This is a genomic window from Mesotoga infera (assembly GCA_011045915.1).
Taxonomy (GTDB): Bacteria; Thermotogota; Thermotogae; order Petrotogales; family Kosmotogaceae; genus Mesotoga; species Mesotoga infera_D.
In genome coordinates this window covers 1-13929 of sequence record DSBT01000032.1, presented here as the reverse complement: position 1 = coordinate 13929, position 13929 = coordinate 1, and the positions used below count along the sequence as shown (strand labels likewise).

Below are 13929 nucleotides of genomic sequence, written 5' to 3'. Positions count from 1 at the left end.
GCTAACTGGAAGGAAGAATGTATAATGTTAACGTTAACAGTTAACGTTAACATTTGAAAGGAGGATCAGTTTTGAAGAGAGCCACCCTGCGTGACGTAGCACAGAAGGCTGGAACATCAATGATGACTGTATCCAGAGTAATAAATTCCAGAGATTCGGTTCGAGATGAAACAAGAGATAAAGTACTGAGTGCGATAGAGGAGCTTGGCTACGAGCCTCACAAGGATGCAAGAATTCTCAGGGGTGGAAAGACGGGGAGAATTGGGATTGTAGTCTCCGATATTAGAAACCCCTTTTATTCACAGGTAGTTGGAGATCTTGAGGACCTTGCAGAGGAGAACAACATGGCAGTCATTGTGTCGGACACAAGCAAGAGACTTGACCAGGAGAAGAAGGCATTGAAGTCTCTTCTCGATATCAAGGTTGACGCCATTGTTGTTGCTCCTGAAGGATATGAGAGTTCACATCTTATAGATGTAATCAGTTCGGGAACGGATGTGGTGTCCTTTGGAGTTCATTTTGAGGATGATTTGATTTCCGAGGTTTCTATCGATGAGATCGCGGGTGCCGCGAAGGCGGGCTCCTATCTTAGGAGTGCCGGAATCAGCGATGTCGTTTTGATCATGGGGAATCCGAGAAAGTTCACTACTAGAGGCAGGATGGAGGGTTTTTTGAAGGGCTTTGGAGAGTTACGAGAAGAGAGAGTGTTGTATCGTGAAGTTGATTGGAAGGCTTCTTGCAGAACAGTGATGGAATTGCCCAGGCTTCCCGAGGCCTTTTTTTGCTACAACGACATGATGGCAATGGGTGTCATTAGAGCTATTGAGGAAAGAGGAGCTGAAGTTGGAAAGGACGTCAAGGTAATCGGATATGACGATGTGTACATGGCAGAAATTGCAGGTATAACAACTCTAAGAATTCCGATTCGCAGCATGGTGGAAGAAGCCTTCAAGACAATATTGAGCGAAGATGTTAGAAAAAGGGTTTTTACCCCGGAATTCATACTGCGCAAGAGCGCGTAAATAGGAGGTGGCGAAATGAAAAGAGTCTTATTGGCCGTTCTTTTTGTTTCAATTGCTTTGGTTGGTTTGGGAGTCCAGAAACTTGTTGTTAATTCCTACATGTCAGACCCGGAACCGAAGAGGGTATTTGAGGAACTGGTAGAACAGTTTGAGTCTATGTACCCAGACTATGAGGTGACTGTCAACACATTTGCTCATGAAGATTTCAAAGTGCTCCTCAGAACGTGGCTTACTTCATCCAATCCACCAGATGTTGTCACTTGGTTTGCAGGTGAGAGAATGAGATACTTTGCCAGCAAGGATCTCCTCGAACCAATTGGTGACATTTTCGAGAATGGGTTCGAAGCCGAGTTCCCAAAGGCTTTTGCAAGTGCTTCGAGTTATGGTGACGAAATCTATTTCCTACCACAATCATGGTATTGGTGGGGCGTGTATTATAGGAAATCCGTTTTTGAAGAGCTCGGGATTACAGTTCCAGTAACCTGGAAGCAATTCCTGGATGTTTGCGAGACTCTCAAGACAAACAATATGATCCCGATAACTATAGGAACGAAGTACCTCTGGACTGCAGCCGGAGTCTTTGATTATCTAAACATGAGAGTGAACGGAATCGAGTACGCGCTTAAACTCACAAATGGAGAAATCCCTTATACGGATGACGGAATGAAGGAGGTCTTTGCTTACTGGAAACAGCTTGTTGACAATGGCTACTTCATAAAGGATGCAACGTCCTACACATGGCAGGAGGCTGCCAACTATCTTTTCACCGGTGAAGCAGGCATGTATCTTATGGGACAGTTCATAAAGGATGTTGCTCCAACCGACGTCAAGGAGGATCTTGACTTCTTCAGGTTCCCGGTTATTGACGGGAAAATTGGTTTGTATGAGGATACACCAATCGACGGCTTCATGATGCCGGCCAATGCCAAGAACAAAGAAGCAGGCAAAACATTCCTCAAATTCATCGCTTCGAAGGAAGCTCAAGAATATTTCGCTACAGAACTGGGAAGACTGGCCGCGAACAAGCATGTTCCGGCGCCGGACGAACATGCTAACAAGGGGCTGGACATGATTCTCTCATCCGACGGAGTAATGCAGTTCTATGATCGAGATACCGACCCGGAAATGGCTAATGCAGGAATGAATGGTTTTGTCGAATTCATGACCTTCCCTTCCAGACTCGAGACAATTCTGAAGAATCTAGAAGTCGAAAGAAACAGGATCTACAAGTGAGACAACTACATGAAGGGCGGTTCGTGAAGATCCGTCCTTCATGTCCTCATTATTGACTACAAGTCAGGAGGTACGTTATCGTTCTTGGAAACACGCCAGTGTATTCGCATGCTGTTAGTGGCACAATATGGTATTGACTTGATCTGTACTTGGAGCCAGTAGATAGCAGAAGGCGTGAGAAGGAATGAGCTAGTGTCAGGAGTCACAAGAGCTATTAAGTCTGACTTCAAGACATCCAGGTGTATCCTAAGCGCTTCTCTCTCTTACCCAGATAGCGCGCATCTCAACGCAAGAGGACAGTAAGCATTAGCGGGGTGGGAACACGGAAAGTAGCGTCCTGAAAAAGAGAGAACCATGTGGGAATAGTAAGTAAGATGATGGGCTTCAAGAGAAAGATATGGGCAATGATTACCTTGGTTTGGAGGAAACAATGAAAAGCAGAAAATGGGTCCCTTGGGCTTTTTTAGCCCTTCCTCTCACGATGTATTCTATATGGGTCATCTATCCCTTGATCAGCACGCTTCTTCTCAGCTTTACCAGCTGGGACGGGGTCACGATGTCCAAAGATATCATCGGCCTGGAAAACTTCAGAGAATTGTTCAGAGACCCCTATTTCATCGTTTCCTTGATCAACAATATTAAGTGGCTTATTGGATTTGCAGTGATTTGCGTACCTGCCGGGCTCGGAATTGCTATCTTGCTCGACCAAGGATTTAGAGGAAATAGAGTGTACAAGACATTGATCTACCTACCTATGACCCTTTCGTTCGTTGTCATTGGACAAATCTGGTCCTGGATTCTCGAACCGAGAAGCGGTGTCTTGAACAGTTTGTTGGCGTTACTGGGATTCAAAGGGGTTTCATGGTTGAGCGACCCCTCCGTAGTAACTTACTCTCTGATAATGGCAGCATCTTGGAGGCAGATTTCTTACGCGATGGTTCTCTTTCTTGCCGGCCTTAAAGGAGTTCCAAGGGAACTGGTCGAAGCCGCAACGGTCGACGGGGCCGGTCCATGGAGGAGATTCTGGAGCATCGTGCTTCCGATGCTGAAGCCTGCAACCGTTGTGGCCGTTACAGTAAGCGTTATCGATTCTCTCAGGGCTTTCGATATCGTCTATGTTCTGACACGCGGCGGACCTTTCTACTCATCATCTGTTATGGCAAATTATATGTACATCAAGGCATTCAATAATTACAGGATGGGCTATGGATCATCAATTGCAACTATTCAGTTCTTGATCACTCTGGTATTCATTGTGGTGTATATGCGAAATGTGTTGAAAAGGGAGGTCGAAAACGAATGAAGAGAACCCTTTTCTACGTATTTGCCACCCTCCTGGTGCTTGTCTGGTTAATGCCTTTTGTCATAACCATGTTTACTTCAGTGAAGAGCATGGATGAACTCATGCTGGGAAGAAGATGGTGGGAACCGCCAAGAGAAGTAAGATTTGAGAACTATGCAACTGCCTGGCAGGACGCGAATATGGGCCGATACTTCATGAACACCTTCATAATTACCGTGCCTTCAGTCCTTGGCGCTCTGTTCCTTTCCAGTCTGGGCGCCTTTGCCTTAGCATGGTATGACTTCAGGCTTTCAAAGACTATTCTCATGATCTTTGTCGGTGGTATGCTGATTCCTTTTCAGATGCTTCTGATACCCGTATATCGTATGTCGATCTCTTTTGGAATCTACGATAGCTATATCGGCGTAATTCTCTTTCATATTGCATTCCAGCTTGGTTTCTGTACTTTCTTCTTGAGAAACTTCATGAAGACGATTCCTGCAAGTATATTCGACGCAGCTATGATTGATGGAGCCGGTCACTTCTTGATATACAGAAGAATCGTTTTGCCGCTTGTTGTACCTGCTATGGCAGCTCTAGGGATTCTCGAGTTCACATGGATCTGGAACGACTATCTTTGGTCTCTAATACTTATACAGAGCGACAGATTCAAGCCGGTAACCTTGGGTCTTGTAAATCTTCAGGGTCAATGGATTACGAGCTGGAATGTGATGGCCGCAGGGTCTATAATTGCAGCAGTGGTTCCTCTGGTCGTATTCCTTCTTTTCCAGAGGTACTTCATAGAAGGACTTACAGTTGGGAGTGTTAAAGGATGAATTGGTTCGGAGCAGCTTACTATCCGGAGCACTGGCCTCGCGAGCGCTGGAAAGAAGACGTCAAAATGATGAGGGAAATAGGAATGAACGTAATACGTATAGGAGAGTTCTCCTGGAGCGTAGTCGAAAGGCAACGAGGTGAAATAGACTTTTCAGTACTTGATGAAGTTATTGATCTTCTCGATTCAGAAGGAATAAAAGTGATTATGGGAACTCCTACGTGTGCGCCCCCACCCTGGCTGACGAAGAAGTTTCCCGAGATACTGCAGCAGGATGTCAAGGGACTGGTTATCTCAAGCGGAAGTCGCAGGCATTACTGCTTCAACTCGAAGATCTATCGCGAGGAAACGGCAAGAATAGTCGAGGCTTTTGCACAACACTTTGGAAAAGACCCCAGGATAGTCGCATGGCAAATCGATAACGAATACGGATGCCATAATTCGACGGTCTGCTTTTGTGAAGACTGCGCTGCTTCATTCAGATATTGGCTCAAGAGAAAGTACGGTTCCATCGAGAACCTCAACAGAGCCTGGGGGACTGTCTTTTGGAGTCAGATCTTCAACGAATGGGAAGAGATAGACCCGCCCAGAAGAACCCTGACATCGCCAAATCCTTCATTAGTGCTAGATTACAGGAGATTTTCTTCTGATTCTGCGATAGATTATCATAATCTCCAGAGAGAAATCATTGCAGCGAAGAGCGAAGCACCAATAACCCACAACCTTATGGTTAATTTCACAGAAATCGACTATAAGAAGCTTTCAGGCTCGATCGACTTTGTGTCGTGGGACAACTACATTGTATCGGAGTATGATCCTGACCTTCAAGCACTGAACCATGACCTGATGCGCTGTCTCAAGAAGCAGCCATTTCTCGTTATGGAGCAACAACCGGGAAGGGTGAATTGGCGCGCTATTAACTTCTCTCACAATGAGGATCAGCTGGCATTCTGGGTCAAGCAGTCTTTCGCGCACGGTGCTTTCGGATCTCTCATCTTCAGATTCAGGCAACTGCCGTTTGGTGCCGAGCAGTTTCACACGGGCCTACTAGATTATGATGGCGAATCTACTGGACGAGCAAAAGTCTTTTCGAGAGTCATTCAGGAACTGAGTGACTGGGATGCAGTCGTTCCGCAAAGAGAAGCGGCGATTTATTATGATTATGAGAACTTCTGGATTAGCGAGACGGACAATCTCAACAACAGATTCGACCTCTTGCTCGATTCGATTCTGCCAGTTTACAAAGCAATCAGGAATCTCGGTTACAACGTCGATTTTGTTTTTCCCGGAGACTCGCTGGAAGGTTACTCGTTTGTTTTTGTTCCTTCGAGTTTCAAGCTTGAGCAATGTTTCGTTGAAGAGCTGAAGAGGTTTGGAGGGAAGGTTTTCTTCACGGCTTTTACAGATCAAAAAGATGGTCAAAACTTCATCAAGAAAGGCGAAGACAGCTTTCTACAGGAACTAATCGGTGTTCGAGTAGTTGACGCCGGTGGGATTGAAGAGACTTTGGAGATATCTTTCGCTGATCGGATTTTCGCCTGTTCTTTTGTTGCAGAGAGAATCCTCCCGGCAGACAACTGTGAGATACTGGGAGTCTATCTCGAGGGGCCATATTCTGGTCATCCCGCCCTGGTAAGGAACGAAAACAAGTACTACTTGAGTTCAATTCCCCAGGCGGAGTTTCTCGAGAGTCTGCTCGTCGAATCTGGAATTCGAAAGAGATTGGACGGGCTGGGTAGGATCACAAGAATGGGATCACACACTGTCCTCATGAATTCGACATCGAACAAGATGAGGCTAGAAGTCGACGGTAAAGTTTATTCTCTCAAAGAGTACGAAGTTCGGAAGATCTGACCCGGACTCTTCGAGAGCAAGTCGCGCTTTTCTTTGACGGCAAGTGGATCTGGCAGTTTTCCATGCCGCGTTTCTCAGTTGCATTTTCTAAGGCAATGAGCTCTGCTCAGAGAAGGCAAATGCTCTCGAAAACCGTTCCTTCTGGAAATCCTTTCTCCTGAACCCTCTCAACTGAGTTTTCCAAATCGAGTAAATGGCAGTACGCTTTTGCGAAGTACCGAAGAGACTGTCTCGATTCTCTTCCAAATCGTAGTCAGAGACTTCCAATTATCCACTGAAACTCGATCTTCAGATCAATTATTGACAAGGTAACCGACTCTTATTGCCTGCTGGAGCAGCTCGATCGCTGCAGCGTATTCTTCACCGCTCAGCTCCACCCCGGAATCCAGTTCCCAGAGTCCCAAATCGGAGACATCGAATACCACGCTATCGTATGCGATGTACTTCTTGCTTTCAGCAATCCCGTTGAATCGAGCAAGCTGTTCACGAGTAAATACCAGAAGTCCCACCAGATAGGCTTTGTCAAGTTTGGCCACTCCATGAGGAGATTCGGCGAGAATTTCCTTTGTGAGATCATTGCCGGCGAGATGGAGATCGCCCTGATGAGAACCGTTACGCCATAAGGATAGTTCAGATACGTCGTAGACTTTCCCTTCCACTGACACGTATGCCTTTCTGCCGTCATGCCCGTCCATTTCCTTGAGCTCATCAATTGTGATTCCAAGTATTGCGATCGCATCTACTCCCGAAATCTTTCGGATACCATGTGGAGAGTCTTTCAGCAACTCAGAGGTTAGTTCGTTTCCGGCGAGATGCATACCTCGTTGGTGGGAGCCGCTCGGCCACCTGTTGAGTCTGGAAAAGTCATAGACCTTACCCTCTACTGCCACGTAGCTCTTTTTCCCGTCCATGCCGTTGTAGGTCTTCAGTTCTGCAAGAGTCACAACCAGCAGCCCCACCGGCTCTAAATCGTCGATTTTCGGCTCTTTGTGAGGAGAGAGAGTTTTAAGCTCGTATGTCAGTTCCTGTCCGGAAGCATGGAGTGCCATGTGGTTGCCGGTTGACCAGAGTCGCAAAGAAGACCGGTCGAAAATTTCTCCCTCTGCCGAAACGTAAGCTGGATTGCCCGACTTTCCATCGAATCTCGATAATGCTGTGATCGTAAACATCGGCTCAGTTGTTGAAACCGTTAGAAGGTCAAGATCATTGAGAGAAACGTCGTCAAGTCCGGCAAAGGCGATCGATCCTAAGGTCAGAAAGATCAGAACTGAAATTCCGCAAATGGAAGAAGCAATTCTCATTAGAAACCTCCTCTTCATTCGTCACGGCGGCTGACTGTTAATTGGTGACCGTCATTTCTCAGAAAACAGTCAGAATATGCTATAGAGTTTAAGAACCACGATTGTTGGTTAAAATCATCTCATAGTGAGCGTTCAGTCGAAATGAACTCGAACGAGACAGTTAAATTTGGTCCTGTTGTGACGCAACCGTTTTATATGGGGAGATATGTCCCGAACAATCAGTGAGGAATAGGAGGCCCTCCCGGGCCCCCTATTCTGGAGCATCAATAGTAAATCAGTTCAAGGAGCAAATAGAATGCATTTAAGCTTTCATAGTATCCGTCGATTTCCCAATAGTAAAGGTCGAAGCTTCCATCATCGTACACTTCAAATTGGATGAATACTTCTGCAGGAATGCCGCCGAGATCGAAACTCCCTTGAAACTCCACGATGTCAAGATCATCGGTAGAGACAAAGTAGTCCCAGTATGCGTCATAAAAGAAGCCATCGAAAGCTTCTCCCAGAGTCATCCAGTTGTAGTAAACGTCGAAATAGGAATTCTTGACTTCTGCGACCTTGGTTGCGAAGATCGAATTCAGCATAGCGTCAGTCATTGTCTCATCCTGAGTAACATCGTCGATTCCCAGATACTCGGTTTCGAATGTTCTCTGCTCGACATCTACAACGAATTGGAAAACCGCTTCAGCCAATCCATTTTCGTTGTAGAATGATCCCACGAATTCTACAACATCAAGATTATCTGAAGAAACGAAGTAATCCCAGTAGCCATCGATAAAAAAGACGCTGAATGTTTCTCCGATGATCTTGTCAGGAAAGTCATAGAAGTACCCATCCTTCACGATTGAAATCGCTACGTCGGCCCGATCAGGAAGGAAGATCCTCTCAAGGAATGCAAACTGATCGGCATTGTCTTGTGGGACTCCATTGATCTCCCAGTAGTCCATTATGAAAGTCGAGTCCTCTTCCTTAACGGAAAAGCGCATCGTAACTGTAGTCGTTACGTTGTTTTCATCGGCAAAACTACCGGTGAATTCTACGAAGTTCTCGCTGCCTGCTCTTGTGTACTTCCACCTCGTTACCTCGAAGAATGAATCGAATGACTCTCCGATAAGTTTGTCCGGGAAGTTGTTGAAAGTACCTTCTGTCACGATACTAATGAATCTGGCGCTGTCTTGCGGCAAAAGCCTCTGTGAAAGTGCAAAACTCGTAATCAACACAGAAAATAGCAGTATAACCATAAACTTCTTCATAAACCAGCCTCCTTTTCCTTCTGACTTGTTCCACGACGATTTCTTACACTATAGTTGTTGAGAGTAGTGTCAGTTACTTATCCTGAACCTCTGAATCCTGTTGCCCGACTGCTCAAGAACAAACAAATGTCCATCGCTGTCGAGAGATATGTCGATTGGCCTCGAGAAGAAACCGTTATTTGCGCCAGAGCCGCCCCATTCATAGAGAAAGCTTCCTTCTGGATCCAAGACAACAATCATGCTGGTCATCTTATTTATGTAGATAAGGTTTCCGAGGTGGTCGACTACTGATTCCCCTGGTTGGCCCCAGTTTCCAGCATAGTTAGCGGCCCATTCAGCCAAATAATTTCCTTTGGAATCAAATTTCTGAATTCTTCTCATTATATCGTCGGAAATGTAGACGTTCCCATTTCTATCTACTCCTACACCGGATACCGAAGCAAGATTACCGGGATTCATCGCATCGAACATATTCATCTTCGCCCCTATCGTCATCAAGAGGGTTCCTTCATTGTCAAATACCTGAACTCTTTGATTAAACGCATCCCCAACGTATATCCTGTCGGAACCATCGATTGTCATAAACATCGGACCATCGAATTGTCCTGCCTCAGGTCCTTTAGTGCCCCAAGCCTTCACGAATTCTTTCCTGTTGTTGAATTTCTGAACCCTTCCATTTTGGGAGTCTGCAACATAGATGTATCCCTCAGAATCCACAACAACATCATGCGGGAAGAGGAATTCACCGTTTGCACTGCCATAATTGCCGAAGGAAGCCTTGTGCTTTCCATTGCTGTCAAAGATCTGGACTCTGTGGTTCAAAGTATCGGCCACATAGATCATGCCCTTGTCATCTACAGCAATACCCTGTGGATCGCTTAACTGACCATTGGTTTGGCCCTGAACACCCCAGGTCGCCTCATGAACTGCTGAAACCCCAAAGAGTGAAAGAGCTACGGAAAGCCAGACTACCAGAAGAACCAATTGCTTCAAATAACTCACCCCTTCTAACATTTTTGCTTTCTTGTCTCATCTTAGCATTACGAGTACGCAAAACGTTCGGCTGTAGGACAGTCGTTCCATCAATTACTCTACGTAACGCTTCAGCAAATGGGGAGGGTAATCTGTGATGGGCGCAAAACAAAGTAAAAGAGTGATGTAATGCTTCTACGAATAATCATCGTCCTTGTTTGAAGATTCCGGGCGTTGCGATAGAAGCATTCGTGTTCTAAACTATAGGTGTGAAACCAATTGTTCACTGTGTCTCGTAACTTCTTGGCAGTACACCAAGCAATTATTTCGATACAGGAATCAAATTGAACCAGATTGAATTGGAGGTGCCAAAATTGGCAAAGATGATTAAGAAAAACTACTTGCTTGCTCCTGGGCCCACCCCGGTTCCTATCGATGTGCTTCTCGAGGGCGCGAGGGATACGATTCACCACAGAACTCCGCAGTTCAAGAAAGTATTTGAAGATGCAGTAAGTGGTACCAAGAAGGTTTTCAAGACTGAGAATGATCTTTTCATTCTCGCTTCCTCCGGTACTGGAGCGATGGAAATGGCGGTTACGAACATTGTCAATCCTGGAGAGAAGTTGATCGTTTGCAGTGTTGGGAAGTTTGGTGAGAGATGGATCGAACTGGCAAAGACTTTCGGTGCCGAGATAGTTCTGGTCGAGAAAGAATACGGGGATTTCTATACACCTGAAATGATTGAAAAGGCACTTAATGATAATCCCGATGCGGTTGCGGTTCTTACCACTCTTAGTGAGACATCTACAGGTACCGTAATGGACATTGAAGCCATTAGCAAAGTAGTCAAGAGGGCAGGAAAGTTGATCGCAGTTGATGGTATTAGCGGTCTGGTCGCCGAGCCCTTGCTCACTGACGAATGGGGATTGGACATTGTCGTTTCCGGTTCTCAAAAGGGTTTCATGCTGCCTCCCGGACTGGCGTTCATATCTTTCAGCAAAGCGGCCATTGAAAAGGCGCAGAATACTAAATCTACAAGCTTCTATTTCAATCTGAAGAAATATCTCAAAGACCCTCTTCCATGGACGCCTGCGGTCAATTTGATCTATCAGCAGAGTCTCGCCGCGAAAATGCTCCTTGAAGAAGGAATGGAAAATGTGTGGGCCAGACACGAGCTGATGGGAAATGCGACAAGAGAAGCCATAAAGGCTATGGGACTTGAGCTCTTTTCCAAGAGACCGGGAAACGTTCTCACTTCTGTCAAAGTGCCGGAAGGTGTAGACGGAGGCAAAATCGTTTCCATCATGAGAGACGAATATGGCGTTACAATCGCCGGTGGACAAGGAACAATGAAAGGGAATATCTTCAGAATTGCTCATCTAGGATATATGTCGGACTACGATGTTGTGACTGCGCTTACTTCTCTGGAAAAGGTCTTGAGAAGACTTGGATTCAAGGTGGATTATGGCACTGGAGCAAGAGTGGCTATGGAGATATTTGAGAAGGAGGGTGCTTGATGCTCAGACTTCATGCTAACGATCCTCTGGACAAAACCGCTATGAAGATACTTGAAGAAAGCAATCTTTTCCAGATATCTGCAGAGCATCTCGATAGAGATCAGTTGCTCCAGTTAATGCCCGAGATTGAAGTGCTCGTTGTAAGAAGTGCTACAAAGGTCACATCTGAAGTCATTGAGGCTGGAAAGAAGCTTAAGCTAATTGCTAGAGCCGGAGTTGGACTAGATAACGTTGATGTTGAGGCGGCAAGGAAACACAGTATCCTTGTTAGAAATACGCCTGGCGCGAACGCGATATCGGTGGCTGAGCTGACTTTCGGATTGCTTCTTGGACTGGTCAGACACATTCCGAGAGGCACATACGGGATTAAGGAAGGAAAATGGGAGAAGAAGGAGCTCAAAGGTGCCGAAATCTTTGGCAAGACTATTGGGCTGATAGGTTTCGGAGCGATTGGACGAGAAGTTGCGAAGAGAGCGATAGCCTTTGGCATGAATGTCTGTGCCTTCGATCCATTTGTCAAGGAGACGGACTTGGAAGTTGAGCTCATGACCACAGTTGACTCCTTAATAGAAAAGGCCGACGTGATTTCTCTCCACATTCCCCTGACACCGGAAACGAAACATATAATTGGTGAAAAAGAGATCTCCCTGATGAAGGACGGCGTTATTATTATCAATGCTAGCCGAGGCGGGACCATAGATGAACAGGCTCTCTACAACGGATTGGTTTCAGGTAAGGTTTCTGGAGCAGCCCTTGATGTTTTTGAGGTAGAGCCGCCGTCCGACGAGTTGAGAAGGAAACTTATCGGACTGGGAAACGTCATCTGCGTTCCTCATGTGGGAGCGAGTACATCGGAGGGTCAGAAGAGAGTTGGCCTGGAGATGGCCAAGACAATCGTAGAAGAATGCAAGATCATGATATAATGCACATGATTTTTCTGGTGGAGGTGTGAGTGTGAAAGTATACGTAGACAAAGATACTTGTATTGGATGCGGAGTATGCGAAGGAATTTGTCCCGACGTCTTCAAGATGAATGATGACGGAAAAGCAGAAGCGATTGTCCCGGAAACGGAAGCCGCTTGTGCACAGGATGCCGCCGATTCCTGTCCAGTTCAGGCAATAAAAGTAGAATAGTTTCCAATTCTTAACGATCACATGTAGGGGCAGACAAATGGTCTGCCCCTTTCTATAGTGGAACACAAAATTTGTCTATTTTTTCTGAGTGTTAAGTCTGGTATAGTAGTAAATGCTTCGGTACTACCTATTATTCTTTATTTCCTATTATGCGGTTCGCTTCAGGGTTACAGCTAATATTCCGTGGAGGTAGTTGTGTCTAATTCAATCATAAGCACTCTGAAGAAGAAGGTCTCAAAGAAAACTTGGGACAACTGGTTCTCCACATTCGAACTGAAGGAAGTTGAAGAAGAGAAGGTCGTTTTCTCTGTTGCAAACCTATTCATTAAGGACTGGCTTCAAACGAAGTATGGAGGGGCAATTTCCGATTCTATAGCCGAGCTCCTGGGGAAGAGAGTCCCCTTTGAAATCGTTTACAAGAACAAGGCGATGCACACAGAAGATAACACCGGCCCGCAGACTTCCGGCTCATTGCTCAAGAGAAAGCCGCTAATGATCTCAAATCTGAACCCAGAATACACTTTCGGCAATTTTGTCGTCGGCAGCGAGAATAAGGCTCTATATGAAGTTGCACTTGACGTGGCTCAAAGCCCGGGAAAGTACAACCCCTTCTTCGTTTACGGAGGTGTAGGTCTAGGCAAGACACACCTTCTTCAGGCAATCGCTCAAGAAACCATGAGCAATTTTCCCGATAAGAAAGTGCTCTATATCACTAGCGAGCAGTTCATGAACGACATGATTCAATCTATAAAAGAAAACAACATTCAGAAGTTCAGAGATCACTACCGAAAGAAGTCCGACATTCTTCTGATTGATGATATTCAGTTTCTAATTGGAAAGAAGGGGGTTCAGAATGAGTTTTTCCACTCGTTCAATGAGCTTCACGATTCCGGAAAACAGCTGATAATCTGCTCTGACAGAAATCCTGAGGAGTTGGACACCTTTCACAGCAGGCTTAAATCAAGATTCCAGATGGGCATGCTCATGTCGATCCAGGAGCCCCAGCCTTCTACGAGATTTCATATTGCCAAACAACTGGCGCAGAGAGAATCGGTTTCACTGCCTGACGATGTTGCGAAGGTCCTAGCTGACAACATTGACGGAAACTTGAGAAGATTGCGGGGGGCGATTATTAAGCTCATTGTTCACAGTAGCGTTTTCAGATCGCAGATTGACCTCTCGCTTGCGACTCAGATACTTCAGTCGTTTACAGGATCAGTGAATGTTCCTGTTTCTCAGAGACCAATTGACCAGATCTATTCTGCAATCGAGAAAATGATGAAAGTGACGAGAAAAGATATCGAGTCGGGAAGCAGAAGCAAAGATATTGTTCTGGCAAGACAGCTGACAATGTACATCCTGAAGAATCACTTTGGGAAGCAAGTAACTGAGATAGCTAGAGAAACAGGGAAACAGCATTCGACTGTGATTCATTCAGTGAAGAAGATAGATAAGAGCGTTATGATGGGTAAGGGCCCGACAAAGCTGTTGTTTGACGATATCATAGGAATCATTTCTTCCAATTCCGC

12 protein-coding genes are annotated in these 13929 nt (G+C 45.7%); 9 read left to right on the top strand and 3 right to left on the bottom strand.

The features are described from left to right. Positions 1 to 71 precede the first annotated feature (71 nt). The 5 genes from ENN47_01035 to ENN47_01015 all read left to right on the top strand — a co-directional run bounded on the left by ENN47_01035 (position 72) and on the right by ENN47_01015 (position 6226). On the top strand, positions 72 to 1022 hold the full coding sequence (locus ENN47_01035) for a LacI family transcriptional regulator (GenBank protein ID HDP76775.1): 951 nt from the start codon (positions 72 to 74) through the stop codon (positions 1020 to 1022). Between the two features lie 15 nt (positions 1023 to 1037). After that, complete coding sequence (locus ENN47_01030; GenBank protein HDP76774.1) at positions 1038 to 2255, top strand: carbohydrate ABC transporter substrate-binding protein; 1218 nt, start codon at positions 1038 to 1040, stop codon at positions 2253 to 2255. Positions 2256 to 2685: 430 nt separating this feature from the next. Continuing rightward, entirely contained in the window at positions 2686 to 3558 is an 873-nt protein-coding gene (locus ENN47_01025; GenBank protein HDP76773.1) for a sugar ABC transporter permease, read from the top strand. Further along, positions 3555 to 4373, top strand: a complete 819-nt coding sequence (locus ENN47_01020; GenBank protein ID HDP76772.1) for a carbohydrate ABC transporter permease — start codon at positions 3555 to 3557, stop codon at positions 4371 to 4373. The genes ENN47_01025 and ENN47_01020 overlap by 4 nt, the downstream gene beginning before the upstream one ends. Next, positions 4370 to 6226 carry a beta-galactosidase gene (locus ENN47_01015; protein HDP76771.1) on the top strand — a complete coding sequence of 619 codons (1857 nt, stop codon included), beginning with the start codon at positions 4370 to 4372 and terminating at the stop codon, positions 6224 to 6226. Before ENN47_01020 ends, ENN47_01015 begins: the two co-directional genes overlap by 4 nt. Positions 6227 to 6519: 293 nt before the next feature. Here the strand turns inward: ENN47_01015 and ENN47_01010 are convergent, their stop codons facing one another. From ENN47_01010 to ENN47_01000, 3 genes are all read right to left on the bottom strand, one after another. Next, entirely contained in the window at positions 6520 to 7044 is a 525-nt protein-coding gene (locus ENN47_01010) for a hypothetical protein (protein HDP76770.1), read from the bottom strand. 746 nt (positions 7045 to 7790) lie between these two features. Continuing rightward, a complete protein-coding gene (locus ENN47_01005; protein ID HDP76769.1) occupies positions 7791 to 8777 on the bottom strand; it encodes a hypothetical protein in 987 nt (328 codons plus the stop codon). Positions 8778 to 8846: 69 nt separating this feature from the next. Then, a complete protein-coding gene (locus ENN47_01000; protein HDP76768.1) occupies positions 8847 to 9770 on the bottom strand; it encodes a 6-bladed beta-propeller in 924 nt (307 codons plus the stop codon). Between the two features lie 353 nt (positions 9771 to 10123). Between ENN47_01000 and ENN47_00995 the strand changes: the two genes are divergently transcribed. The 4 genes from ENN47_00995 to dnaA form a co-directional block, all read left to right on the top strand. Continuing rightward, entirely contained in the window at positions 10124 to 11266 is a 1143-nt protein-coding gene (locus ENN47_00995; GenBank protein HDP76767.1) for an alanine--glyoxylate aminotransferase family protein, read from the top strand. Next, the gene (locus ENN47_00990; protein ID HDP76766.1) at positions 11266 to 12189 is read left to right on the top strand and encodes a hydroxyacid dehydrogenase; all 924 of its coding nucleotides are present in this window, start codon (positions 11266 to 11268) and stop codon (positions 12187 to 12189) included. Before ENN47_00995 ends, ENN47_00990 begins: the two co-directional genes overlap by 1 nt. A gap of 31 nt (positions 12190 to 12220) precedes the next feature. Next, complete coding sequence (locus tag ENN47_00985) at positions 12221 to 12400, top strand: ferredoxin (protein HDP76765.1); 180 nt, start codon at positions 12221 to 12223, stop codon at positions 12398 to 12400. A gap of 195 nt (positions 12401 to 12595) precedes the next feature. Continuing rightward, the coding region (dnaA, locus tag ENN47_00980; protein HDP76764.1) for a chromosomal replication initiator protein DnaA at positions 12596 to 13929 on the top strand (1334 nt) is incomplete at its 3' end.